Source organism: Roseomonas sp. USHLN139, assembly GCF_037145735.1.
Classification (GTDB): domain Bacteria; phylum Pseudomonadota; class Alphaproteobacteria; order Acetobacterales; family Acetobacteraceae; genus Pseudoroseomonas.
Window position 1 is genome coordinate 103,190 of sequence record NZ_JBBCWY010000003.1, and the last position, 22,479, is coordinate 125,668.

Consider the following 22,479-nt stretch of genomic DNA (forward strand, 5'->3'; position numbering starts at 1 on the left):
TTCCAGAAACCTGCCCCTACTTCCGCTCGACGTTCCAGAACACCGGCACCGTGGCGGCGAGGATCCCCGAGAGGTTGCTCCGCCAGGCCGAGCGCGTGCGGAACTGGCCGGCATTGATATAGGGCAGCACCTCGTAGGCGCGGGCATGGACCGCCTCCAGGAGGGCGGCGCGCTTGGTCGCGTCGGCCTCTTCCCACCAGGCGCGGCGCAGCTCTTCCAGCTTGGTGTCGCAGGGCCAGCCGGTCAGCCCGCCCTCGCAGGGGCTGGCCAGGTAGAAGTTGGACAGCGGGTTGCCGGCGTCCAGCGCGTTGGCGATGGTGACGAAGGCGTTCCAGCCGCCCTGGCCCGGCGCCTCGCGCCGGTTGCGGCGGACGGTGACGGTGGCCCAGTCCAGCGTCTGCACGTCCATGGCCAGGCCGGCGCGCTTGAACTGCTCGGCCAGCACCAGGGTGGCGCCGTGGTTCAGCGGGTTGTCGGCGGCGTCGAGGAAGACCACCGGCTGGCCGGCATAGCCAGCCTCGCGCAGCAGGCTGCGGGCCTTCTCCGGATCGGCGTCGCGCAGGCCGACGGCGCCGGCGGCGCTTTCGATCGGCGTGCCGCACATGAAATAGGCCGGGCAATAAGGCACCTGGTCGGCGGCCGGGATGCCCATGCCCTGCAGCACCTCCTTCTGGTCGATGGCGTGCAGCAGCGCCTGGCGCACCCGCGGGTCGTTGAAGGGCGGCTGGCTGTGGTTCAGGCGCAGCCAGACCATGCTGCCGATCGGGTTGATCAGGCCGACGGTGACGCCGCGGGAGCGCTGCAGGAGCGGCAGCAGGTCGGGGGCGGGGTGCTCGATGAAGTCGATCTCGCCATTGGTCAGCGCGCTGCCGGCGACGGCGGCGTCCGGCATGGCGATCCATTCCAGCCGCTCGATCTTCACCACCTTGCCGCCGGCCAGGCCGCTGGCGGGCTCGGGGCGCGGGCGGTAGTTCGGGTTGCGGCGATAGACGGTGCGGTCGCCGATGCGCCAGGCGCCGGGATCGAGGATGAAGGGCCCGGAGCCGGTCGGATCGGTGATCGCGGTGGTGGCCGGCGTCTGCGCGATGCGCTCGGGCATGACGAAGAGGGCGCTGCCGGTGGCGCGCGCCAGGGATTCGACGACCGGGCCGAAGGGGCGCGACAGCTTCAGCTCGAAGGTCCGCTCGTCGACCACGTCGAGCGAGGCGGTGGCGGCGAGCAGCGCCTTGCCCACCACGTCGCGGGCGCCCCAGCGGCGGATCGAGGCGACGGCATCGGCGGCGCGCACCGGCTGGCCGTCATGGAAGGCCAGGCCCTCGCGCAGGGTGAAGCGATGCGTCATGGCATCGGCCGAGACGGTGTGGGCGCCGACCATCTGCGGCTGCGGCAGGCCCTTGCCGTCGAGCGCGAAGAGCTGGTCGTAGACCATGAAGCCGTGGTTGCGCACGAAGGCGGCGGTGGAGACCACCGGGTCGATGCTGGTCAGCTCATTGCTGAGCACGACGCGCAGCGTGCCGGTAGGCGCCGGCGCGGTCTGGGCCTGCGCCAGGGCGAAGGGCAGCGTGGCAGCGAGGCCGACTGACAGAAGCGCGCGGCGCGACGCGGAGTGAAGGCGCTGGAGCACGGCGAGGGGCATCCTTGCGAGAGGCTGGCGAGGGGGCGGCGATTCCGCGTCGTTTCACCCTATCAGGGTCGCGAAGTTTGCAGCAGGGTGGCAGCAACTTGGGGCCCGACAAAAATGTTGCGCTGCCGGTTGCGGGATTGGCCGGACGGGTCCATCCTCGGGCGGTATCGCAGGGCGCGCAGCCTGTTTCGCCGCAGTGCAGCGAAATGCCCCTGCCTTGGGCGCGTAAAGCACGGATTTGCCTGGAGCACGGGCAAGTCCGTTTCGTGCTGCGTTGCACAACTCCCAAGCCCGGTTGACGCGGCCAAGCGCGGCGTTGGACAGTCCCTCCGACAAAGGGAGTTGGGGCTCATGAACATCGCAACGCCGCCGGCACGGCTTGCCTGCTCCGAGGAAGAGTGGCGCGTCCGCTGCGACCTCGCGGCGCTGTATCGCCTGGTCGCGCATTTCCGCATGACGGACTTCATCTACACCCATATCAGCGCGCGCGTGCCGGGCCCCGAGCACCACTTCCTGATCAACAAGTATGGCGTGCTGTTCGACGAGATGCGCGCCAGCGACCTCGTCAAGATCGACCTGCACGGCAATGTCGTCGAGGAAGACGGCGAGTCCAAGCCGGTCAATGCCGCCGGCTTCACCATCCATTCCGCACTGCACATGGCGAAGGAGGACGCCTTCTGCGTCGTCCACACCCACACCGCCGCCGGCATCGCCGTCTCGGCGCAGAAGCACGGGCTGCTGCCGATCAGCCAGCATGCGCTGAAGTTCTACGGCCATCTCGCCTATCACGGCTATGAGGGCATCGCGCTGGACCTCGACGAGCGCGACCGGCTGGTCGCCGATCTCGGCCCGCACAAGGCGATGATCCTGCAGAACCACGGCCTGCTGGTCGCCGGGCGCAGCATCCCCGAGGCCTTCAACCTGATCTACTACCTGGAGCGCGCCTGCCAGGCGCAGGTGGCCGCCCTCTCTGGCAGCGGCCTCGACCAGCTGGTGCTGCCGCCCGAGGAAGTCCGCCAGCGCACCGCCGCGCAGTTCAACGGCAATCCCGAGAAGTCGCTGGCGCACAGCGAATGGGCCTGGGCCTCGGCGCTGCGGCTGATCGAGGGCAGCAGGCTGGACTGGCGCGCATGAGCGCCGACCTCCTCATCACCGGCGGCCGCATCTTCCGCGGCCTGAACGGCGGCTTCGCCGAGGCCATCGCCATCAAGGACGGGCGCGTTCTGGCGGTCGGCGATGCTGCCAGCGTCGCGGACGCCGCCGGTGCGGCGACGAAGCGCATCGACCTGGCCGGCCGCGTCGCCGCCCCGGCGCTCAATGAAGCGCATATGCACCTGCTCTCCTACGGCCTCGGCCTGAGCCAGGTGAACCTCCGCGCCGAGGAGGTCCGCACCCTCGACGAGGTGCTGTCGCGCATCGCCAAGGCCGCCAAGGCGACGCCGAAGGGCCAGTGGATCCTCGGCCGCGGCTATGACCATGGCGAGCTCGATATCGGCCGCCACCCGCTGGCCGAGGAGCTGGACCGCGCGGCGCCGGACCATCCGGTCTTCATCACCCGCACCTGCGGCCATGTCGCCGTCGCCAATACCGCGGCGCTGCGCCTGGCCGGCGTCAGCCACAACACCCCCGACCCCGAGGGCGGCGCCATCGAGCGCAAGGGCGGCAAGCTCACCGGCCTTTTCGCCGAGCGGGCGATGCGCCTGGTGCGCGACAGGATGCCGCCGCCGTCGGAAGCGCAGATGGTCGATGCCATCGAGGCGGCCGGGCGCAACCTGGCGGGGATGGGCTTCGCCTCGGCCTCCGACATGAATGTCGGCATGACCGCCGGCATGGCCGAGATCGGCGCCTTCCGCCGTGCCGCCGCCGACGGGCGCCTGCTGCAGCGCATGTGGCAGGTGCTGGCCGGCAATCCGGAAGGCATCGCCGACGAGGCCTATGCCGCCGGGCTCCGCCCCAATTTCGCCCGCGGCGAGGCGGCCGAGGAGCTGCTGGCCTGGGGCGCCGTCAAGGTGTTCGGCGACGGTTCCGCCGGTGGCCTGACCGCCGCCTTCTTCGATCCCTATCTGGAAAGCGCCGGCGGCGGCACCGGCATCTTCTGCTTCCCCGACGACAAGATGCACGCCCTGCTGGCCAAGTTCCACGCCCAGGGCTGGCAGCTCGACATCCACGCCATCGGCGATGCGGCGATCGAGCAGGTGCTGGTCGGCATGGAGCAGGCGAGCTCGGCGGAGATGCCGATCGACGGCCGCCGCCACCGCATCGAGCATTGCGGCTTCCTCAACCGCGACCAGCGGCGGCGGATGCTGAAGCACGGCATCATCCCGGTGCCGCAGCCGGTCTTCATGTACGAGTTCGGCGATCTCTACGTGAAGAACCTCGGCCTCGAGCGCACCGAGGTGGCCTATCCGATGCGCACCTGGCTCGATGAGGGCCACCATCCGGTCGCCTCCTCGGACAGCCCGGTCTGCACGGTGGACCCCTTCATCAACCTCTATGCCATGGTGACCCGCAAGACCAACCGCGGCACCGTGCTCGGCGCCGACCAGGTGCTGACGCCGGAGCAGGCGATGCATTGCTACACCTGGTGCGGCGCGCATGCCCAGTTCGCCGAAGGCGACCGCGGCACGCTGGAGCCGGGCATGCAGGCCGATATCGCCGTCTTCTCGCGCGATCTTTTCGCGTGTGCGCCGGAAGACATTCTCACGACCAAGGCGGACATCACCCTCCGCGGCGGCCGTGCCATCTTCGATCGCCATGGCGAAGCCGCGGCGCTGGCTGGGGCTGCGGACTAAATCCATGTTGCGTCATGTGCTGCAACGCCTGCTGCTGACCGTCCCGGTCATGCTGGGCGTGTTGTTGATCGGCTTCCTGCTGATGCAGGTGGTGCCGACGGACCCTGCCATCGTCCGCGCCGGCCCCACCGCCACGGTGGAGCTGGTCAACGAGATCCGGCGCGAGCTCGGCCTCGACCAGCCGCTCTACGTCCAGTTCGGCATCTATCTGTGGAAGCTGCTGCAGGGCGACCTGGGCGTTTCCATCATCAACAATGTCTCCGTCACCCAGGAGCTGGCGGGGACCATCGGCCCGACGCTGGAGCTGATGTTCGCCTCGCTGTTCTGGTCGATCCCGATCGGCATCAGCCTCGGCACCGTCGCCGCCTATTGGCGCGGCTCGGTGCTGGACCGCGCGGTCACCGCCTTCTCGGTGGCCGGCGGCTCGGTGCCGGTGTTCTTCCTCGGCCTGATGCTGATCTGGTATGTCGGCTTCCAGTGGCAGCTGCTGCCCTTCACCGGCCGCGGCGGTCCGCTCTGGACGGTCGAGGGCTGGCAGGCCATCGCGCTGCCGGCGCTGACGCTCGGCGGCACCTTCATCGCGCCGGTGGCCCGCATGACCCGCACCGCGGTGCTGGAGGTGCTCGGCGCCGAGCATGTCCGCACCGCCCGCGCCAAGGGCCTGGGCGAGGGCGCCGTGGTGCTGCACCACGCGCTGCGCAACGCGCTGATTCCGGTCGTCACCCTGATCGGCCTGCAGATCGGCTTTCTGCTCGGTGGCGCGGTGGTCACCGAGACGGTCTTCTCCTGGCCGGGCGTCGGGCGGCTGGCGGTCGGCGCCATCCTGTCCTCCGACTTCCCGATGGCCCAGGGCACCATCATCGTGCTGTCGCTCGGCTTCATCATCGTCAATCTGGTGGTCGATGTGCTCTATGTCGCGCTCGATCCGCGCATGCGGGGGCACTGAGTCATGGCCAGCGTGAACTCCACGGCGGCCACGGCGGCGACCCCCGTTGCGGCCTCGATGCCGAAGCGCCCGGGCATGCTGAAGCGCCTGCTGCGCGAGCCGGTGGCGGCGATCGCCTTCGCCCTGGTCGTGCTGCTGATCGCGGCGGCGGTCTTCGCCCCCTGGCTGGCGCCGACCGATCCCTTCGACAACGACCTGGCGAATGCCATGGCGGTGCCGGGGACCGAGGGCCTGCCGCTCGGCGCCGACAGCCAGGGCCGCAACATGATCACCCGCCTGCTCTACGGGCTGCGGGTGACCATGACGATGGGCCTGGCCTCGGTGGTGCTGGGCGGGCTGGTCGGCGCGCTGATCGGCTTCACCGCCGCCTTCTACAGCCGCATCGACGGGCTGCTGATGCGGCTGATGGACGTGCTGCTCTCCTTCCCGGCGATCCTGTTCGGCTTGGCCATCGCCGCCATCTTCGGCCCCGGCATCCCGGCGGTCGTGCTGGCGCTCTCGGTCGCGACCGTGCCGCTGATGGCGCGTATCGTCCGCGGCGCCGCGCTGGTGGTCATGCGCATGGACTATATCGAGGCGGCGCGCTCGACCGGCATGAGCGACGCGCGGCTGATCCTGCGGCATCTGGCGCCGAACTGCCTGTCGCCGATCTTCGTCTTCGCGACGCTGCGCTTCGGCCAGGTGATCCTGCTGGGCTCGGCGCTGTCCTTCCTCGGCCTCGGCGCCCAGCCGCCGCTGGCCGAGCTCGGCGCCATGGCCTCCGAGGGCCGCAACTTCCTGTTCTTCGCCCCGCATATCGCGGTCATCCCCTGCGTGCTGATCTTCGTGGTGGTGCTGGCCTTCAACGTGCTGGGCGACGCGCTGCGCGACGCGCTCGACCCCCGGCTGCGCAGCTGATTCCTTTTGCGGGTCCGGTCCGCCTGTCGGCGGACCGGACCATCGAGCTTTCCGGCGGGGCTCGCCCCGATCCCCGCCGGCACCAGGGTCAAGAAGGCCCGGACGGTTTGGCGCGGCCCGCGCGGGTGGGCCCGATCCTTTCAGCGAGAACGGGTCCCCTGAGAGGGATCCGCAGGAGAGGCGTGATGAAGAAGACCCTGGCGGCAGCCATGCTGTCGCTGGCCGCGGTGGCGCCCGTCGCCGATGCCCTGGCCCAGGCTGCCCCGCGCGACACGCTGGTCGTGCTGCGCGAATACGATGCCGACCGCTACGACCCGGCGCGCTCCACCGCGCGCAGCGCCGGCGAGGTCATCTACATGATGTCCGACACGCTGGTCTCGCTCGACTTCGACCAGAAGACGGTGCGCCCCGGCCTGGCCGAGAGCTGGACGGTCAGCCCGGACGGCAAGCTCTACACCTTCAAGCTGCGCCAGGACGTCACCTTCTGCGACGGCAAGAAGATGACCGCGGCCGACGTGGTCTACACGATCAACCGCTGGATCGCGCCCGAGACCCGCAGCCCGGTGCGCTGGCGCGCCGGCCCGGTGAAGGAGGTGCGCGCCGTCGACCCCTACACCGTCGAATACGAGCTGACCGAGCCCTATGGCGAGCTGCTCTACCAGCTCACCCTGTTCTTCGCCTCGATCGTCGACAAGGACAATGTCGAGAAGCTGGGCGCCAATTTCGGCGTGCAGGGCTTCAACGGCACCGGCCCCTATTGCTGGGCCAGCTGGACGCCGCGCCAGGACATGGTGCTGACGCGCCACCCCAACTACACCTGGGGCCCGCCGATCTACCAGAACCGCACGCCGCAGATCGGCCGGGTGATCTGGCGCATCATCCCCGAGGCGAACACCCGCCTCGCCGCGCTGCAGACCGGCCAGGGCGACATCACCCAGTACATCCCGCCCTTCGCGGTGGCCCAGCTGCAGCGGGTGCCGACCGTCAAGGTGGCGACCCAGCCGAACTACTTCTGGGACTTCTTCCTGGGCTTCAAGGTCGACAAGCCGGTGGTCGACGACCCGGTGATCCGCCGCGCCGTCAACATGGCGATCAACCGCGAGGCCATGGTCAAGGCCGTGTTCTTCGGCGCCGCCCAGCCGGCCGACGCCTATGTCAACCCGAACACGCTGGGCTATGACGCCGAGGCCGCCAAGCTGGTGCCGGGCTTCGACCCCGAGGCCGCCAAGAAGCTGCTCGACCAGGCCGGCTGGGTGCCGGGCCCGGATGGCATCCGCTTCAAGGATGGCGAGCGCGCCTCCTTCAACGTCTATGGCATCCAGAACGCCGAGTGGCGCCGCCTGACCGAGGCGATGCAGGCCGACCTGCGCCGCGTCGGCATCGAGCTGCGCATCCAGCTCTGGGACGCGACGGTGGCCTGGGGCAAGCTGGCGACGCAGGAATTCGACAGCTTCGTCATGTCCTATCCCTATATCTCGGCGACCGACGGCTTCGCGCTCTACTTCGACGGCGCCAACCGGCCGACGCCGAACCGCATGAACTGGAACGACCAGCGCACCAACGAGCTGCTGGCCACCGCCAAGACCGCGCTGGCCCCCGAGGCGCGCGCCGCCGCGATCGGCGAGGCGCAGCGCATCATCGCGCAGAACAACGTCTGGTTCCCGATCGCGCGGGAGAACCTCTACGTGGCCTCCTCCCAGCGGGTCGAGGGCGCGCGGGCGCACGGCATCTACGGCGCGGGCCTCTACAAGGGCCTCGACCTGCGGCTGACGCGCTGATCTAGAAGCAAGAAGAAGGAAAGGGCAGGGACATGGCCACCACCGTCATCCGCAACGCCGACCTGGTCATCGCCTGGGACGCGACCGAGAAGCAGCACATCTATCTCACGGATGCGGAGGTGGCCTACCGCGACGGCCAGATCACCTTCGTCGGCCGCGGCTATGACGGCCCGGCCGACGAGGTGCTGGACGGCAAGGGCATGATGGTCATGCCCGGCCTGGTGAACATCCACTGCCACCCCTCCTCCGAGCCGATGAACAAGGGGCTGATCGACGAGATCGGCTCCCCCGGCCTCTACAATTCCTCGCTCTACGAATACATGCCGATCTTCCGGGCGGATGCGGAGGCGGTGCCCTCCTGCGTCCGCGTGGCCCTGTCGGAGCTGCTGCTCTCCGGCGTGACCACGGTGGCCGACCTCTCCATGGCGCATCCCGGCTGGCTCGACCTGCTGGGCGAGAGCGGCATGCGGGTCTGCATCGCGCCGATGTTCCGCTCGGCGCGCTGGGCCACCAAGAACGGCCACACGGTCGAATATGCCTGGGACGAGGCCGCCGGCGAGAAGTCGATGGCCGAGGCCTTCAGCCTGATCGAGCGCGCCGAGCAGCACCCCTCGGGCCGGCTCTTCGGCATGGTGGTGCCGGCGCAGATCGACACCTGCTCCGAGACCCTGCTGCGCGAGAGCTTCCAGGAAGCCGCCAAGCGGAACCTGTCCTGGCAGATCCACGCGGCGCAGAGCGTGCACGAATTCCACGAGATCACCCGCCGCAGCGGCTTCACGCCGATCGGCTGGCTCGACAGCATGGACCTGCTCTCCGAGCGCTCCATCATCGGCCACGGCATTTTTCTGGACGATCATCCGCGCACCAAGTGGCACACCGAGAACGACCTGGATCGCCTTGCCGCGACCGGCACCACGGTGGCCCACTGCCCGACGGTCTTCGCCCGCCGCGGCATCGCCATGCGCAGCTTCGGCCGCTACCGCAAGCGCGGCGTCAACATGGGCGTGGGCACCGACACCTATCCGCACAACATGCTCGATGAGCTGCGGCTGGTCTCCTACCTGGCCCGGACCCAGTCCGAGGACCCGCGCAGCCTGAGCTCGACCGACCTGTTCGATGCGGCGACCATCGGCGGCGCCCAGGCGCTGAACCGCGACGATATCGGCCGGCTCGCCCCCGGCTGCCGCGCGGATTTCGTCATGGTCGATGTGACGCATCCGCAGATGCGCCCGGCCCGCGACCCGATGCGCAGCCTGATCTACGCGGCGGGCGACCGCGCCATCCGCTCGGTGCATATCGACGGCCAGGCTGTCGTGAAGGATGGCAAGGTGCTGACCATGGACTACGAAGGTGCCGCCGCGCATCTCGATGAGGCCCAGAAGAGAATCATCGCGCGGGCGCCGCAGCAGGACTGGGCGCATCGCCCGGTCGACAAGATTTCCCCTCCCACTTTTCGATGGGCGTGATGCAGCCGGATCTTCTGCGTATCGAAGGCCTTCGCACGGTCTTCAAAACCTCCTCCGGCCTGGTGCGTGCGGTCGACGGCGTCGACCTGTCGGTCCCCCGCGGCCGGACCCTGGGCATTGTCGGCGAGAGCGGCTGCGGCAAGTCGATGCTGTCGCTCTCGATCATGCGGCTGGTGCCGCCGCCGGGTAAGACCATTGAGGGCCGCGTGCTGCTGGAGGGCCGCGACCTGCTGCAGCTCTCCACCAGCGAGATGCGCCAGGTGCGCGGCGGCCAGATCGCCATGATCTTCCAGGAGCCGATGACCTCGCTGAACCCGGTGCACAGCATCGGCCGCCAGCTGGTCGAGGCGATGCAGGTGCATTCCGGCCATCTCTCGGCCGCCGATCTGCGCGCCAAGGGCATCGCCGCCCTCAAGCGCGTGCGCATCCCGTCGCCCGAGCGGCGCTTCGACGAGTACCCGCACCAGCTCTCGGGCGGCATGCGCCAGCGCGTCATGATCGCCATGGCGCTGGCCTGCGAGCCGCGGCTGCTGATCGCCGACGAGCCGACCACGGCGCTCGACGTCACCGTGCAGGCGCAGATCCTCGACCTGCTGCGCGAGCTGCAGCAGGAGACGGGCATGTCGATCATCCTGATCACCCATGACCTCGGCGTCATCGCCGAGATGGCCGACGAGGTTGCCGTCATGTATGGCGGCCGGGTGGTCGAGCGCACCACGGCGCGCGAGCTGTTCGAGGACCCGCAGCACCCCTATACGCTCGGACTGCTCGGCTCGGTGCCGCGCCTCGACGAGGATCGCGAGCGGCTGCTGGCGATCGACGGCTCGGTGCCGCCGCCCTTCGCCTTCCCGCCCGGCTGCCGCTTCAACCCGCGCTGCCCCTTCGCGATCGGACCCTGCCGCACCGACATGCCGAGCCTGCGCGAGATCGCGCCCGGCCACGAGGCCGCCTGCCTGCGCGCCCCGGTCGAGAATTCCCTGGCCATGGAGATGCCGGCATGAGCACCCCCCTGCTCGAGGTCACCGGCCTGGAGAAGCACTATCCGGTCAAGAAGGGCCTGATCCTGCAAAAGCAGGTCGGCGCGGTGAAGGCGGTGGACGGCGTCTCCTTCAGCGTCGGGCGCGGCGAGACCCTGGCGCTGGTGGGCGAGAGCGGCTGCGGCAAGTCGACCACGGCGCGGTTGGTGCTGCGGCTGATCGAGCCCACCGGCGGCCGCATCCGCTTCGACGGCCAGGACGTCACCAAGGTCACCGGCGGCGCCATGCGGCTGCTGCGCCGGCGCATGCAGATCGTCTTCCAGGACCCCTATGCCAGCCTCAATCCGCGGCTGACTGTGGGCGATGCCATCGCCGAGCCGATGGTGGTGCATGGCATCGGCAATGCCGCCAGCCGCGCCGCCAAGGTGCAGGAGCTGCTGCGGCTGGTCGGCCTGCAGCCCTTCCATGCCGAGCGCTACCCGCACGAGTTCTCCGGCGGCCAGCGCCAGCGCATCGGCATCGCCCGCGCCCTCTCGGTCGAGCCGGAGCTGGTGGTCTGCGACGAGCCGGTCTCGGCGCTCGACGTCTCGATCCAGGCGCAGGTGGTCAACCTGATGAAGGACCTGCAGGCCCGGCTCGGCCTGTCCTATCTCTTCATCGCGCATGACCTGGCGGTGGTGAAGCACATGGCCGACCGCATCGCCGTCATGTATCTCGGCGCGGTGATGGAGATCGGCACCAAGCGCGAGCTCTTCGCCATGCCGCGCCACCCCTATACGCGGGCGCTGCTGGCCGCCATCCCGCATCCCGATCCGGCGCGGCGCGGGCGGGTGACGCCGCTCGGCGGCGACGTGCCCAGCCCGATGGCGGTGCCGCCGGGCTGCCGCTTCCACACCCGCTGCCCCTTCGCGCAGGAGCGGTGCCGCCAGGAGGTGCCGCAGCTCCGCCCGATCGGCGAGGGCCAGCAGGTGGCCTGCCACTTCTCGGAGACGCTGCCGGATGCCGGGCTCGACTATACCGGCGGGCTGACCGAGGCGGCCTCGCGCCGGCTCGCGCTCTACGACGCGGCGCGGCGCAAGGCGGCCTGAACCAAGCCGGGGCGGCGGCGTGGCGCCGCCGCCGGCCTCAGGCCCCGCGCCAGCGCAGCAGCCAGGCGGCGCCCGCGCCCGTGCCGGTGGAGGGCAGGCCGCCGCCGGCCAGCGCATCCAGCTCGGCCTCGCTGAGCGCGCCCTGGCGCGACAGGATCCAGCTCTGCACCGCCCCGCGATCGATGGCATAGCCGGCGGCGCGGGCATGGCTGAGCGCCTCGTCCAGCGTCACGCCGGGGCGGGTCATCGCCTCGCGCAGCGCCAGCTGCGCCTCGAGCTCCGCCAGCAGCCGGTCGATCTCGGCATGGCTCATCGCGCCCCCCTCGCGGACTACTTGTTGAACAGCGGCTGGTCGAGCAGGTCGCCGGCGGACAGCCGGTCGAGCTCCTCGGCCGAGAGCTCGCCCTCGCGCGCCGCCAGGAGACGCTGCGCCTCCCCGGCATCGACGGCGTAGCCGGCCGCCCGGGCGGCGGCGAGGCCCTGCTCCAGCGTCAGGCCGGGGGCGGCCAGGCTGGCCTGCAGGGCGGGGTTCTGCGGCAGGTCCTGCAGCAGGCGTTGCAGCTCGGTCATCGGCGGTTCCTGGCGGGGAGAGGGGCAGGCACGGCGGGCGCGGCCGGCGTCGAGAAAGGCATGGACGCTGGCCAGATCCACCGCATAGCCGGCGGCCCGCAGTGCCGCGAGCGATTCGGCCGGCGCCGGCGCGGCCGGGGCTCCGCCGGGCGGCAGGCGCATCAGCAGGGCAGGCAGGCGGCGGGTCATGGCGGCAGCCTATCCAGGCAGCCGGGGCATGTCCCCGCGTTCTTGTCTCAAACCCTAGGCGTTTTGTCTCGCATCCAGCATCTCCAGCACGGCGGCGGCGGCGGCGGCGCTGGACCTGCCCTCGGCCGGCCGCAACTGGCCCAGCACCCGGGCGAAGCCGTCGCGCTGCGCCGCGGCGGCGGCCGGGTCGGTCAGCAGCCGCGTCAGGCAGGCGGCGAGCAGCGCCGGGGTGCAGCGCTCCTGCAGGAATTCCGGGATGATCGGCGCATCGCCCAGCAGGTTCACCAGGCTGACATACTTCACCTTGATCAGCCGGCGGGCGATGGCGGCCGTCACCGGGTTGACGCGGTAGCCGACGGCCATGGGCACGCCCGCCAGCGCCACCTCCAGGGACGAGGTGCCGGACTTGATCAGCCCGGCGCCGCCCTGCCGCGCGGCGGCATAGGCGTCGAATTTTTCCTGGATGTCCTCCACCAGGATCGGCGCCGGGTGCCAGTGGCTGGCCGCGGCGCGCACCGCCTCGGCCACCGGGCCGGCGATCGGCACCACCGGGCGCAGGCCGGGCACGGCGGCCTCGGTCCGGCGCAGCGCCTCGCCGAAGACCGGCAGCAGGCGGCCGACCTCGCTGCGGCGGCTGCCGGGCATCACCAGCACGACGCGCTCCTCCGGCGCCAGGCCGTGGCGGGCGCGGAAGCGGGCGGCATCGCCCTGCTCGGCGCCCGATTCCAGGATGGAATGGCCGACGAAGCGCACCGGGATGCCGGCGCTTTCGAAGAAGGGGGCCTCGAAGGGCAGCAGGGTCAGGATGCGGTCGACCTGGGTCGCGATCTTCTTCACCCGGCCCTGGCGCCAGGCCCAGACCTGCGGGGCGACATAATGCAGCACCGGGATGCCCAGCGGCTTCGCCCGCGCCGCCACCCGCAGCGTGAAGCCCGGGCTGTCGATGGTGACGATCAGCGCCGGCCGCCTTGCGGCGATATCGGCGATGGTCTGGTCCAGCCGCCGCGACAGATTCCTGATGTTCGGCAGCACTTCCAGCAGCCCCATCAGCGCCAGCTCGCGCATCGGGAACAGGCTGGAGAAACCCTGTTCCGCCATGCGTTCGCCGCCCACGCCGGCGAAGTCCAGTTCCGGCCGGGCTGCTTTCAACGCCGCGATCAGCCGGGCGCCCAGCGCGTCGCCCGAGGCCTCGCCGGCCACCAGATAGACCAGCGTCATGCGAAGCGCGCCGGAACCGCTTCGCCGAAGCGCTGCTGCGGCCAGTCGCGGTGGTTGAAGACGGCGCCCTCACGGCGGACGGTGTCGATCCGCGCCGGATCGAGCTCGGCATAGACCCATTGGGCGGCGTCGAGCGTCCCCTCGATTACCACGCCATCGGCGGCGAAGCCGCGATCGACCGGGCCATAGACGCCCGCCAGGCCGCGGTTGACGTCGAGCGCCGCCGACCAGGGCGCCTCGCCGACCGTCGCGCAGATGGCGACGAAGCACTGGTTCTCCAGCGCCCGCGCCTGGGCGGCAATGCGGATGCGGTGGAAGCCGTGCAGCGTGTCGGTGCAGCTGGGCACCAGCACCAGCCAGGCGCCGGCCTCGACCTGGCGGCGGACATGCTCGGGGAATTCGCTGTCGTAGCAGACCGAGATGCCGATGCGGCCCCAGGGCGTGTCGAAGACCGAAGGCGCGGCGCCGGGCGAGACGCCCCAGCGCTCGGCCTCGAAGCGGGTCATGGCGTGCTTGTCCTGGAAGGCCAGGCGGCCCTCGGGATCGATCAGCGGCGCCCGGTTGACGATGTTTTCGCCGATGCGCATCGCCAGCGTGCCGGGCTGCAGCCACAAGCCGTGGCGGCGGGCGGCAGCACGCATCTCGGCCAGGATGCCGTCGGCGGCGGCGACCATGGCGGCCAGCTCTTCCGCCTCCTCGGCCGGCGCCTTGCCGACCAGGGCGGCGCCGAGCTCGACCGAGGCATATTCCGGCAACACCGCCAGCTCGGCGCCCTGGGCGCGGGCCTCGGCCAGCCAGCGGTCGAGTTTCTTTCCCCAGTCCGCGATGCTCGATGGCCGCTCGACCGGATATTGCAGCAGGGCGAGGCGCAGCGGGCGGGTCATGCCAGCGCCTTGTGCCAGAAGTCCAGCCGATGCTCCTGTTCAGCGGCCTCGCCGGGGCCCTTCCAGGAGAAGCGGCAGGAGACGCCCTCCAGCGGCGCATAGCCGCGCTTGCGCCAGAAGCCGTCGAGCGGGGTGTAGTCCGCCGGCCTGCGCGGATCGGCCGGATCGCGGGCGACGGCGCAGAAGGCGGTGCGGCGCAGCCCGAGGCTGGCGGCATGCGTCTCGCGCCGGTGGAAGAACTCGACGCCCGCGCCACGGCCGCGATAGGGGGCGAGCAGGACGCTCTCGCCGAAATAGCAGTAGCCGGCAGGGTCGAGGCCGGCGGCGGTGAAGCTGTCCCGCACCGCGGCATGGGTCTCGGCCATCGGCTCGCAGGTGGCGGCGCCGACCGCGCGGTCGCCGTCGAGGCAGGCGATCACTGCGGCACCCTGGCCGGCGGCATAGCTGGCCATGTAGCGCCGCTCATAGGCCTCGTCGCCGTCGTAGAGATAGGGCCATTCGCGGAAGACGGCGATGCGCAGCCGCGCCAGCTGCGGCAGCCAGGGCTGCAGGCCGTCGCCGCGCAGCGTCTCGAAGCGGAGGGGGAGGGGGGCCATGGCCCCCCGGATAGCGCAGAATGCCGAACGGCGCGAGGCGACCCGGCCCGTCAGCCCTTCTCCAGGTTCCAGAAGAACTGCACCGGCGACAGCACCATGCCCTTCAGGTTGCTGCGGAAGGCCATCGGCTGCTCGACCAGGCCGCCGGGGACATAGGGTACCGTCTCGAAGGCGCGCCGCTCCATCTCGGCGGCGATCGTCTTCTGCCGGCCAGTGTCGGCGGTGGCCAGCCACTGGTCGCGCAGGCCTTCCAGCGTCGGGTCCTCCGGCCAGCCGAACCAGGCGGTGGCGCCATTGGCGCGGACCAGCGGATGCAGCGCCGGGTTCAGCGTGTCGGCGCAGGACCACAGCGTGTGGAAGACCGACCAGCCGCCCTGGTCGGGGCCGCCGCGATTGGCGCGCTTGCCGATGAAGCTGGCCCAGTCGGTGGAGATCAGCTCGACATTCATGCCCAGCTTCTGCAGCAGCGCCTGGCTGACCAGCGACTGGTTGTAGGCGATCGGCTGGTCGGCCGGGGCCAGCAGCACCACCTTCTCGTTGTTGTAGCCGGCGGCCTTCAGCATGGCCTTCGCCGCCTCGAGGTCGCCCTTCATCGCCTCGGCGCCGCCGGCGCCGGAGGACATCGGCGAGCCCGGGGTGAAGAAGGTTTTTGCCTGTTTGTAATAGTCGGGGCTGCCGACCACGGCCTGCATGTAGTCTTCCTGGCGCACCGCCATCATCACGGCGCGGCGGATGGCGGGGTTGTTGAAGGGTGGCTGCAGATGGTTGAAGCGCATCAGCAGGAACAGGCCGAGCGGCACGTTCTGGATGGTGATGTTGCGGTCGCGCTTCAGCACCGGCAGCAGGTCGACCGGCGGCTGCTCGTACCAGTCGACCTCGCCCTGGACCAGGGCGCCGACGGCGGCCGCCGGCTCGGTCAGCGCCAGCCATTCGATGCGGTCGATCTTGGCGACCTTGCCGCCGGCGGCCCAGGAGGGCGCCTCCTCGCGCGGCACGTATTTGTCGAAGCGGGTGTAGATGGCGTTCTGGCCGGGCACCCATTCGCGCTGCTGGAACATCCAGGGGCCGGAGCCGATGGCTTCCGAAATCGGCTTCGAGGCATCGGCCGCGGCGATCCGCTCCGGCATGATGAAGGGCACGTTGGAAGAAAGCTTGCCCAGCGCATCCGGCAGCAGCGGGAACGGCTTCTTCAGGTTGATCCGGAAGGTCCGCGCATCGACCGCTGCATAGCTTTCCACGAAGGTCGCAAAAGTCTGGCCGAAGGCGTCGCGCTTCGACCAGCGCTGGATCGAGGCGATGCAATCCGCCGCGCCGACCTTCTGCCCGTCATGGAAGACCAGCCCGTCGCGCAGATGGAAGGTCCAGGACAGCTGGTCCGGCGCCGTCTCCCAGGCCTGCACCATCTGCGGCCGGATCTGGAAATTGGCGTCGGTGGCGAACAGCGTGTCGTAGATCAGGTAGCCGTGGTTGCGGATGACATAGCTGGTGGCGACGATCGGATCGAGCGAGGGCAGCGGCGTCGAGGGGATGAAGCGCAGCGTCGCGCTGCGGCTGGCAGCCGTGCCCTGGGCGCGGACGACATGCGGGGTGGCCATGCCCCCCGCGGCGGCGAGGCCCGCGGCCCCGGCAAGCAGGTGGCGACGGTTCAGCGTCATCAGGGAACTCCTCGGCGGCGGCCGGCGCAGCGGCCAGGGCTCGTTTGGGTGCAGCAGGAGGCGGGTTCAGCAGGATCGGGCCGGGCAGGATGGCGGCGGCGCGGTTTCGCGCGGCAGTGTTCCTGGAACGGTAGAATTTATACAATCTATCCGTCAACAATGTCGGCGGGGCTGGCCGCCTGCCGCCGCTGCGGATACACCGCCGCCGGCCCGACAGGAGAGCGCATGACCACCCTGAAGCACCGCACCGTCTCGGCGGCGCTGCTGGAGGAGATCCGGCGCCGCGTGCTGGACGGCCGCTATCCCGCCGGCAGCCAGCTGCGCCAGGACATGCTGGCCGAGGAGTTCGGGGTCAGCCGCATCCCGGTGCGCGAGGCGCTGTTCCAGCTGGAGGCGGAGGGCTTCGTCCGCATCTCGCCGCACAAGGGGGCGACCGTCGCGGCGCTGTCGATCGCCGAGCTGGAAGAGGCCTTCGAGCTGCGCGCCCTGCTGGAGCCGCGGCTGCTGCGCCATTCCGCCCCGCAGCTGACCGAGGCCGATTATGCCGGGATCGAGACGGTGCTGGCCGATTATTCCCGCGCCCTCGACGCGCGCGACACCGCCCGCTGGGGCGAGCTGAACACGGTGCTGCACCTGGCGCTCTATGCCAAATCCGGCAAGCCGCGCACCGCGGCGCTGGTCGCCAGCCTGCTGCAGGAATGCGACCGCTACACCCGGCTGCAGCTCTCGACCGAGCCGGCCGGCCTGCAGCGCGCCGATGCCGAGCATCGCGAGCTGGTGCGGCTGTGCCGCGCCGGCCAGTGGCGCGAGGCCGGGCTGCTGCTGAAGGCGCATGTCGAGCATGTCGGCCGGGCGCTGGCGGTGTTCCTGCGGCAGCAGGGCAGGCTGCCCGGCTGAACCCCCAGGGTGTGAACCCCCCAGGGTGGCGCGTTACAAGGCTTCGGGGCACAAGGGCCGGCATGTCGAGCACCACCGCGCCCCAGCCCCCGATGGTCCCCCTGATCGCCGGCGACCTGCTGCCGCCGATCGCCCTGCCGGATGCCGAGGGCCAGGCCTTCGACCTGTTCCACCAGAGCCTGGCCGGCCTGCACCTTCTGCTGGTGCTGGGCCGCGCCCCCGGGGCCGAGCGCCTGGCCGCCCTCGAGGCCGCCGCCAGCGCCCGCCAGGGCCGGGTGATCCTCGTCACCGCCGCCAGGCCGGACGGCGCCCGGCGCCGCCACGGCCCGGTGCGGCTCTTCGATCCCGAGCGGCGCTTCTTCAATGCGCTGGGCGTGGCCGACAGCGCGGTCGCCATCCTCTCGCCACGCGGCCGGCTTTCTTTTCTTCGCGCCGGCGAGGGGGCGCTGGAGATGGCGCTGGACCTGCTGCCGGAAGCATCGGCCGCGCCGTCCGAGATCCGCCGCAGCGGCGCCCCGGCGCTGCTGATCCCGGGGGTGCTGGAGCCCGATTTCTGCGCCACCCTGATCGCGCACTGGAAGAAGGGCGAGAAGACGCGCGACCGCGTCGCCTCCGCCGAGGGGGCGGCGGGGGCGGCGCAGCAGATCAAGCGCCGCACCGATGTCTGGCTGGATGACCGCGCGCTCTACGCCACCTATCGCCAGCGGCTGGAGCGGCGCGTGCTGCCGGAGCTGTGGCGCGCCTACCGCTTCCGCGCCGCCAGCTTCGAGGCGCCGCGCATCGGCTGCTACGCGGCCGAGGACCAGGGCGGCTTCGGCGCGCATCGCGACAACCGCACCCCCTTCACCGCGCATCGCCGCTTCGCCATGAGCCTGAACCTGAACACCGGCGCCTATCGCGGCGGGGCGCTGCGCTTCGCCGAATTCGGCCCCGAGCTCTACGAGCCCGAGGCCGGCGGCGCGGTGCTGTTCTGCTGCGACCTGATGCACGAGGCGCTGCCGGTGACCGAGGGCGAGCGCTTCGCCATCTTCACCTTCCTGACCGATGCCGAGGGCGCCCGCCAGGAGCAGGCGCTGATCGCCCAGCGCCAGGCCGCCGGCGAGCGGGGCGTCGCGGTGCGCTAGAGCGGTTTCCGTTCGCCACGGCTCACTTCAACCACTCTAGCTTTTTGTTTTTGCGAGCATCTTCACCCGATCTGGTGATTCCACCCGATCGGGATCTGCTCTAGTCCAGGAAGTCTTTGCGGATCTGCTCGAGCCCGCGGTTGCGCGCGACATAGTGCTTCACCGCGCAGTCGGCCGAGGCCAGGGACTGGGCATTGCCGTCGCCGAACACCGTCTCCAGCAGGCGGCAATCGGCGGCGACATAGGTTTCCCAGGCGGCCTGGCCTTCCTCCAGCAGCCGGATGGCGGCGGGATAGTCAGTGCCGGAAGGGCCGGGGCGCGACAGCCGGGCGCGCAGGGCGGCGAGCAGCCGGGCCTGCTGCGCCTTGGCCTGCTCCTCGGCCTCGCCATAGCACTGGGCGGATTCGATGCCGCCCTGGGCAGCGCGCAGGCAGCGCGAAAGGTAGACGTCCGGCGCCGGCGGGGTCGCGGCCGCGGCGGGCAGCGCGGCCGCGATCAGCAGCGGGATGGCACAGAAAGAAAGACGGATCATGGGCAGAGGGCTCGTCGGTGGTCGGGCGCGCAGTCCATGCCTGCCGCGCCACCCGGGCAAGGCTGGCGGCCATCACCTCCGCGTGCGAGGAGTTACTCGGCGTAGATCATCTTCCGCGTCATGCCGCCATCCGACAGGAATTCGGCGCCGGTGACGAAGCCGGCCTCGGGCCCGGTCAGGAAGGCGACGAGGGAAGCGATATCCTCGACCTTGCCGACGCGGCCGGCGGGGTGCTGGGCGTGGTCTTCGGGGCGGAGGTCTTCGCCCTGCACGTCGATCCAGCCGGGGCTGACGCAGTTGACGCGGATCGCCGGGCCCAGGCTGACCGCCAGCGCATGGGTCAGCGCCAGCAGCCCGCCCTTGCTGGCCGAATAGGATTCCGTGTCGGGCTCCGACTGGTGCGCGCGGCTGGAGGCGATGGTGACGATGCTGCCCTGCGCCGCCGCCAGCATCTTCTCGGTCGCCCTGGCCAACAGGAAGGCGCTGGTCAGGTTGATGTCGAGCACCCGGCGCCATTCGGCCAGCGACAATTCGGCGATCGGCTTGCGGATCATGATGCCGGCATTGCAGACCAGCGCGTCCAGGCGCTTTTCTGTCTGTGCGATGCCGGCGACCAGGGCGTTCACCGCCGCCTCGTCGCCGACATCGGCGATGACGTGGCGGGTGCCGGCATCGCCCGGATTGATGTCGGCGGTGACGACCTGCCAGCCGTCGCGCTTCAGCCGGGCGGCGATGCCGGCGCCGATGCCCTGCGCCGCGCCAGTCACCAGGGCCACTTTTCTGTCTGTCGGGATGCTGCTCATGCTGCCCGGCTTAACACGGGCCGCGGCGGCGCGTTGCGCCCGCGTGGACGTCCGGGGGGAGGGCGAGCCCGCCCCCCGGCGTCGTGTCACATCATCGGGGCGTAGCGGGCCACTTCGGTGAAGATGTCGCGCACCGCATCCGACAGGGTGCGGTTCAGCTCTTCCAGATTGGCGACCTGGTCGATGCGGACCTGGGCGCGGTCCAGCTCGGCCGGAGCCAGCAGCAGCGGGAACAGGCCGGCGGCGCGGGTCAGGCCGATCAGCAGCGAATCGCGCGGGTCGGGGATCTCGTCGTTGAAGATCACCGCCATCAGGCGGGCCTTCACCTCGCGCTCCTCCTTGTCCGAGATCACCGGGTAGCGGCGCTCGGCGAAGAACCACAGGAAGCGGCCTTCCTCCAGCTTCAGCACGCCGCGCTGCACCAGCCGGTCGAAATACAGGTCGCGGTAGCGGTCGGCGTCCTTGGCAAGGGTCTCGATCCACCAGCGGCTGTCATGCGGCTCGGCCTCGGCCATGATCTGCTGCACCACGCCATCCAGCACCTGGTCGCCGGTCGGCTTGGTGTCGCCGACGAAGAGGCGCTTGGGATCGGTGTCGATGCGGTTGGCCAGGGCCAGCTCCGCCAGGATGGCGCCGGCGAGCGCATAGTCGCCCGAGGGGGCGGCGCGATCGATCAGCCTGCCGGTCTCGTCATCGAGCATGAGCAGGAGGATTTCCTCCGGCATGGTCAGCGACATCGGGGCGCACTCCGCTCTGGGTTGTGGTCGTTGCAGCGAAGGGAAGCGCGCGGAACCCGGCGCGTCAATCGCCGCGGGCCGGCTGGCGCGGAAACTGCGAAGATAATGAGACGCGGCGCGGGGTCGGGCGGCCCGCGCCGCGTCTCCGGGGCTCAGCGGCGGGCGATGGCGGCCTCGCCCTCGGCGGCCTGGCAGAAGGCGGCCAGGCCCTCCTCCACCACGCTGCGCGGCAGGTCGCGCAGGATGAAGACCAGGCGGGATTCGCGCGGCGCGCCGGCCGGCCAGGCGGGCAGCGGGGTGGGGCGGTGCCAGGTGCCCTGCACGCCATGGATCACCACGGGGGTGTCCTGGCCGGCCAGGTCCAGGATGCCCTTCACGCGGAGGACCGAATCGCCGCGGGTGGCGGTCAGCATCTCCAGCCAGGTGGCCAGCCCTGCCCAGGGCAGCGGCTTGTCGAAGCGCAGGCAGAAGGCCTGGATGCGGGCGTCGTGCCGGTTCGGGTCGTGCTGATGATGGTGGTGGCCGTGGCCGTGGCCGTGATGGTGGCCGTGGTCATGGTCATGCGCCGGGGCGGCGTCCCAGGCGGCCGGGTCCAGCCAGGCGGCGAGATCCGGATGGCGGCCGGACGGGTCGAAGGGGCCGCAATCCAGGATCGCCGCCGGGTCCACCGCGCCCTCGGTGGCGGTGATCGGGGTCACGCCGGGATTCAGCGCGCGCAGCCGGTCGGTCAGGGCGGCCAGGGCCTCGGGCGTGGCCAGGTCGGCCTTGGTCAGCAGCAGCCGGTCGGCCACCGCCACCTGGCGCTGCGCCTCGAGCTGGGCGTCGAGGGTCGCGATGCCGGCCACCGCATCGACCAGGGTGACCACCCCGTCCAGCACGAAATGCCGCTGGGTGGCCGGGTCGGCCATCAGCGTCTGCAGGATCGGCAGCGGGTCGGCGAGCCCCGTGGTCTCGATGATGACGCGGCGGATCTTCTGGCCATCGCGGGCGCGCTGCACCAGCCCCGCCAAGGCGCCGGCCAGGTCGCCGCGGATGGTGCAGCAGAGGCAGCCGGCCTGCAGCAGCACGGCATCCTGGTCCAGCGTCTCGACCAGCAGGTGGTCCAGGCCGATCTCGCCGAACTCGTTGATCAGCACCGCGGTGCCGGCGAGGGCCGGCTGGCGCAGCAGCCGGTTCAGCAGCGTCGTCTTGCCGGCGCCGAGGAAGCCGGTCAGCAGCGTGACCGGGATCAGGTCAGCGGCCATAAAGCACCGCCGGGTCGATCTCGGGCGCGGTGATCGGCACCAGCTCGCCCTCGCGCAGCGCCTGGTAGAAGCAGGACCGCCGTCCCGTGTGGCAGGCGACGCCCTTCTGCTCGACAAGGGCGAGAATGGTGTCGCCGTCGCAGTCCAGCCGCAGGTCGACCAGCTGCTGCATCTGGCCAGAGGTCTCGCCCTTGCGCCACAGCGCGTTGCGGCTGCGGCTGAAATAGACCACACGTCCGGTGGCGAGCGTCTCCTCCAGCGAGGCCGCGTTCATCCAGGCCATCATCAGCACCTCGCCGGTGGCATGGTCCTGGGCGATGGCCGGCACCAGCCCGTCCTGGTTGAAGCGGGTGGCGGCCAGGAAGCGGGCGCGGGCGGCAGGATCGGCGACCGGCATGGGGGCGGCTCCTCAAAGCGAATTCGGTTACTATATAACGCGGGTGCGGCAGAGGAGAGAGGGCA

At 70.8% G+C, this 22,479-nt stretch carries 22 protein-coding genes; 10 read left to right on the top strand and 12 right to left on the bottom strand.

Annotated features, from left to right (window positions below; genetic code table 11):
- Positions 1 to 16: 16 nt before the first annotated feature.
- Positions 17 to 1,624 carry an ABC transporter substrate-binding protein gene (locus WFI16_RS10945; RefSeq protein ID WP_419897873.1) on the bottom strand — a complete coding sequence of 536 codons (1,608 nt, stop codon included), beginning with the start codon at positions 1,622 to 1,624 and terminating at the stop codon, positions 17 to 19.
- 351 nt (positions 1,625 to 1,975) lie between these two features.
- Here WFI16_RS10945 and WFI16_RS10950 point away from each other — a divergent pair, with 351 nt between their 5' ends.
- The 8 genes from WFI16_RS10950 (at position 1,976) to WFI16_RS10985 (ending at position 11,568) form a co-directional block, all read left to right on the top strand.
- Positions 1,976 to 2,758, top strand: coding sequence for a class II aldolase/adducin family protein (locus WFI16_RS10950; protein WP_419897874.1), 783 nt, complete (start codon positions 1,976 to 1,978; stop codon positions 2,756 to 2,758).
- Positions 2,755 to 4,416 carry an amidohydrolase gene (locus WFI16_RS10955; protein ID WP_419897875.1) on the top strand — a complete coding sequence of 554 codons (1,662 nt, stop codon included), beginning with the start codon at positions 2,755 to 2,757 and terminating at the stop codon, positions 4,414 to 4,416. Before WFI16_RS10950 ends, WFI16_RS10955 begins: the two co-directional genes overlap by 4 nt.
- A 4-nt stretch (positions 4,417 to 4,420) precedes the next feature.
- Positions 4,421 to 5,362: an ABC transporter permease gene (locus WFI16_RS10960; RefSeq protein WP_419897876.1), complete on the top strand. Its 942-nt coding sequence runs from the start codon at positions 4,421 to 4,423 to the stop codon at positions 5,360 to 5,362.
- 3 nt (positions 5,363 to 5,365) lie between these two features.
- Complete coding sequence (locus tag WFI16_RS10965) at positions 5,366 to 6,259, top strand: ABC transporter permease (RefSeq protein WP_419897877.1); 894 nt, start codon at positions 5,366 to 5,368, stop codon at positions 6,257 to 6,259.
- Between the two features lie 185 nt (positions 6,260 to 6,444).
- Positions 6,445 to 8,037 (top strand): ABC transporter substrate-binding protein, encoded by a 1,593-nt coding sequence (locus WFI16_RS10970; protein WP_419897878.1) that lies wholly within the window; start codon positions 6,445 to 6,447, stop codon positions 8,035 to 8,037.
- Positions 8,038 to 8,069: 32 nt separating this feature from the next.
- Positions 8,070 to 9,503 carry an amidohydrolase family protein gene (locus WFI16_RS10975; RefSeq protein ID WP_419897879.1) on the top strand — a complete coding sequence of 478 codons (1,434 nt, stop codon included), beginning with the start codon at positions 8,070 to 8,072 and terminating at the stop codon, positions 9,501 to 9,503.
- A complete protein-coding gene (locus WFI16_RS10980) occupies positions 9,503 to 10,504 on the top strand; it encodes an ABC transporter ATP-binding protein (RefSeq protein WP_419897880.1) in 1,002 nt (333 codons plus the stop codon). The genes WFI16_RS10975 and WFI16_RS10980 overlap by 1 nt, the downstream gene beginning before the upstream one ends.
- On the top strand, positions 10,501 to 11,568 hold the full coding sequence (locus WFI16_RS10985; RefSeq protein WP_419897881.1) for an ABC transporter ATP-binding protein: 1,068 nt from the start codon (positions 10,501 to 10,503) through the stop codon (positions 11,566 to 11,568). The genes WFI16_RS10980 and WFI16_RS10985 overlap by 4 nt, the downstream gene beginning before the upstream one ends.
- Positions 11,569 to 11,605: 37 nt before the next feature.
- Here the strand turns inward: WFI16_RS10985 and WFI16_RS10990 are convergent, their stop codons facing one another.
- Genes WFI16_RS10990 through WFI16_RS11015 form a run of 6 tightly spaced genes read right to left on the bottom strand, consistent with a single transcriptional unit; the run spans position 11,606 to position 16,680 of the window.
- Positions 11,606 to 11,881: a hypothetical protein gene (locus tag WFI16_RS10990; protein WP_419897882.1), complete on the bottom strand. Its 276-nt coding sequence runs from the start codon at positions 11,879 to 11,881 to the stop codon at positions 11,606 to 11,608.
- A 17-nt stretch (positions 11,882 to 11,898) separates the two neighbouring features.
- Positions 11,899 to 12,327, bottom strand: a complete 429-nt coding sequence (locus WFI16_RS10995) for a Nif11 family protein (protein ID WP_419897883.1) — start codon at positions 12,325 to 12,327, stop codon at positions 11,899 to 11,901.
- A gap of 54 nt (positions 12,328 to 12,381) precedes the next feature.
- Complete coding sequence (lpxB, locus tag WFI16_RS11000; protein WP_419897884.1) at positions 12,382 to 13,545, bottom strand: lipid-A-disaccharide synthase; 1,164 nt, start codon at positions 13,543 to 13,545, stop codon at positions 12,382 to 12,384.
- Positions 13,542 to 14,429 (bottom strand): carbon-nitrogen hydrolase family protein, encoded by an 888-nt coding sequence (locus tag WFI16_RS11005; protein WP_419897885.1) that lies wholly within the window; start codon positions 14,427 to 14,429, stop codon positions 13,542 to 13,544. The genes lpxB and WFI16_RS11005 overlap by 4 nt, the downstream gene beginning before the upstream one ends.
- Positions 14,426 to 15,025 (bottom strand): GNAT family N-acetyltransferase, encoded by a 600-nt coding sequence (locus WFI16_RS11010; protein ID WP_419897886.1) that lies wholly within the window; start codon positions 15,023 to 15,025, stop codon positions 14,426 to 14,428. The genes WFI16_RS11005 and WFI16_RS11010 overlap by 4 nt, the downstream gene beginning before the upstream one ends.
- Before the next feature lie 50 nt (positions 15,026 to 15,075).
- On the bottom strand, positions 15,076 to 16,680 hold the full coding sequence (locus WFI16_RS11015) for an ABC transporter substrate-binding protein (protein ID WP_419897887.1): 1,605 nt from the start codon (positions 16,678 to 16,680) through the stop codon (positions 15,076 to 15,078).
- Between the two features lie 225 nt (positions 16,681 to 16,905).
- On the opposite strand from WFI16_RS11015, the gene WFI16_RS11020 reads away from it, so the two are divergent.
- Both WFI16_RS11020 and WFI16_RS11025 read left to right on the top strand, forming a co-directional pair.
- Complete coding sequence (locus WFI16_RS11020) at positions 16,906 to 17,577, top strand: GntR family transcriptional regulator (RefSeq protein WP_419897888.1); 672 nt, start codon at positions 16,906 to 16,908, stop codon at positions 17,575 to 17,577.
- A gap of 62 nt (positions 17,578 to 17,639) precedes the next feature.
- The gene (locus tag WFI16_RS11025; RefSeq protein WP_419897889.1) at positions 17,640 to 18,701 is read left to right on the top strand and encodes a 2OG-Fe(II) oxygenase family protein; all 1,062 of its coding nucleotides are present in this window, start codon (positions 17,640 to 17,642) and stop codon (positions 18,699 to 18,701) included.
- Between the two features lie 100 nt (positions 18,702 to 18,801).
- Here the strand turns inward: WFI16_RS11025 and WFI16_RS11030 are convergent, their stop codons facing one another.
- The 5 genes from WFI16_RS11030 to hisI all read right to left on the bottom strand — a co-directional run bounded on the left by WFI16_RS11030 (position 18,802) and on the right by hisI (position 22,414).
- A complete protein-coding gene (locus WFI16_RS11030; RefSeq protein WP_419897890.1) occupies positions 18,802 to 19,233 on the bottom strand; it encodes a lysozyme inhibitor LprI family protein in 432 nt (143 codons plus the stop codon).
- A 92-nt stretch (positions 19,234 to 19,325) separates the two neighbouring features.
- Positions 19,326 to 20,009 (bottom strand): SDR family oxidoreductase, encoded by a 684-nt coding sequence (locus WFI16_RS11035; protein ID WP_442970666.1) that lies wholly within the window; start codon positions 20,007 to 20,009, stop codon positions 19,326 to 19,328.
- A 113-nt stretch (positions 20,010 to 20,122) separates the two neighbouring features.
- Complete coding sequence (locus WFI16_RS11040) at positions 20,123 to 20,773, bottom strand: GOLPH3/VPS74 family protein (RefSeq protein WP_419897892.1); 651 nt, start codon at positions 20,771 to 20,773, stop codon at positions 20,123 to 20,125.
- A gap of 152 nt (positions 20,774 to 20,925) precedes the next feature.
- The gene (locus WFI16_RS11045; protein WP_419897893.1) at positions 20,926 to 22,017 is read right to left on the bottom strand and encodes a CobW family GTP-binding protein; all 1,092 of its coding nucleotides are present in this window, start codon (positions 22,015 to 22,017) and stop codon (positions 20,926 to 20,928) included.
- On the bottom strand, positions 22,007 to 22,414 hold the full coding sequence (hisI, locus tag WFI16_RS11050) for a phosphoribosyl-AMP cyclohydrolase (protein WP_419897894.1): 408 nt from the start codon (positions 22,412 to 22,414) through the stop codon (positions 22,007 to 22,009). The genes WFI16_RS11045 and hisI overlap by 11 nt, the downstream gene beginning before the upstream one ends.
- Positions 22,415 to 22,479 lie beyond the last annotated feature (65 nt).

What these genes read in the sequence shown, in the direction of transcription:
- WFI16_RS10950 (WP_419897874.1), top strand. Translation starts at nt 1,976, where the DNA reads ATGAACATCGCAACGCCGCCGGCACGGCTTGCCTGCTCCGAGGAAGAG.
- WFI16_RS11030 (WP_419897890.1), bottom strand. Translation starts at nt 19,233, where the DNA reads ATGATCCGTCTTTCTTTCTGTGCCATCCCGCTGCTGATCGCGGCCGCG.
- WFI16_RS10970 (WP_419897878.1), top strand. Translation starts at nt 6,445, where the DNA reads ATGAAGAAGACCCTGGCGGCAGCCATGCTGTCGCTGGCCGCGGTGGCG.
- WFI16_RS10990 (WP_419897882.1), bottom strand. Translation starts at nt 11,881, where the DNA reads ATGAGCCATGCCGAGATCGACCGGCTGCTGGCGGAGCTCGAGGCGCAG.
- WFI16_RS10985 (WP_419897881.1), top strand. Translation starts at nt 10,501, where the DNA reads ATGAGCACCCCCCTGCTCGAGGTCACCGGCCTGGAGAAGCACTATCCG.
- WFI16_RS10975 (WP_419897879.1), top strand. Translation starts at nt 8,070, where the DNA reads ATGGCCACCACCGTCATCCGCAACGCCGACCTGGTCATCGCCTGGGAC.
- WFI16_RS10995 (WP_419897883.1), bottom strand. Translation starts at nt 12,327, where the DNA reads ATGACCCGCCGCCTGCCTGCCCTGCTGATGCGCCTGCCGCCCGGCGGA.
- WFI16_RS10980 (WP_419897880.1), top strand. Translation starts at nt 9,503, where the DNA reads ATGCAGCCGGATCTTCTGCGTATCGAAGGCCTTCGCACGGTCTTCAAA.
- WFI16_RS11015 (WP_419897887.1), bottom strand. Translation starts at nt 16,680, where the DNA reads ATGACGCTGAACCGTCGCCACCTGCTTGCCGGGGCCGCGGGCCTCGCC.
- lpxB (WP_419897884.1), bottom strand. Translation starts at nt 13,545, where the DNA reads ATGACGCTGGTCTATCTGGTGGCCGGCGAGGCCTCGGGCGACGCGCTG.
- hisI (WP_419897894.1), bottom strand. Translation starts at nt 22,414, where the DNA reads ATGCCGGTCGCCGATCCTGCCGCCCGCGCCCGCTTCCTGGCCGCCACC.
- WFI16_RS11025 (WP_419897889.1), top strand. Translation starts at nt 17,640, where the DNA reads ATGTCGAGCACCACCGCGCCCCAGCCCCCGATGGTCCCCCTGATCGCC.
- WFI16_RS11045 (WP_419897893.1), bottom strand. Translation starts at nt 22,017, where the DNA reads ATGGCCGCTGACCTGATCCCGGTCACGCTGCTGACCGGCTTCCTCGGC.
- WFI16_RS11010 (WP_419897886.1), bottom strand. Translation starts at nt 15,025, where the DNA reads ATGGCCCCCCTCCCCCTCCGCTTCGAGACGCTGCGCGGCGACGGCCTG.
- WFI16_RS11005 (WP_419897885.1), bottom strand. Translation starts at nt 14,429, where the DNA reads ATGACCCGCCCGCTGCGCCTCGCCCTGCTGCAATATCCGGTCGAGCGG.
- WFI16_RS10965 (WP_419897877.1), top strand. Translation starts at nt 5,366, where the DNA reads ATGGCCAGCGTGAACTCCACGGCGGCCACGGCGGCGACCCCCGTTGCG.
- WFI16_RS10955 (WP_419897875.1), top strand. Translation starts at nt 2,755, where the DNA reads ATGAGCGCCGACCTCCTCATCACCGGCGGCCGCATCTTCCGCGGCCTG.
- WFI16_RS11020 (WP_419897888.1), top strand. Translation starts at nt 16,906, where the DNA reads ATGACCACCCTGAAGCACCGCACCGTCTCGGCGGCGCTGCTGGAGGAG.
- WFI16_RS10960 (WP_419897876.1), top strand. Translation starts at nt 4,421, where the DNA reads ATGTTGCGTCATGTGCTGCAACGCCTGCTGCTGACCGTCCCGGTCATG.
- WFI16_RS11040 (WP_419897892.1), bottom strand. Translation starts at nt 20,773, where the DNA reads ATGTCGCTGACCATGCCGGAGGAAATCCTCCTGCTCATGCTCGATGAC.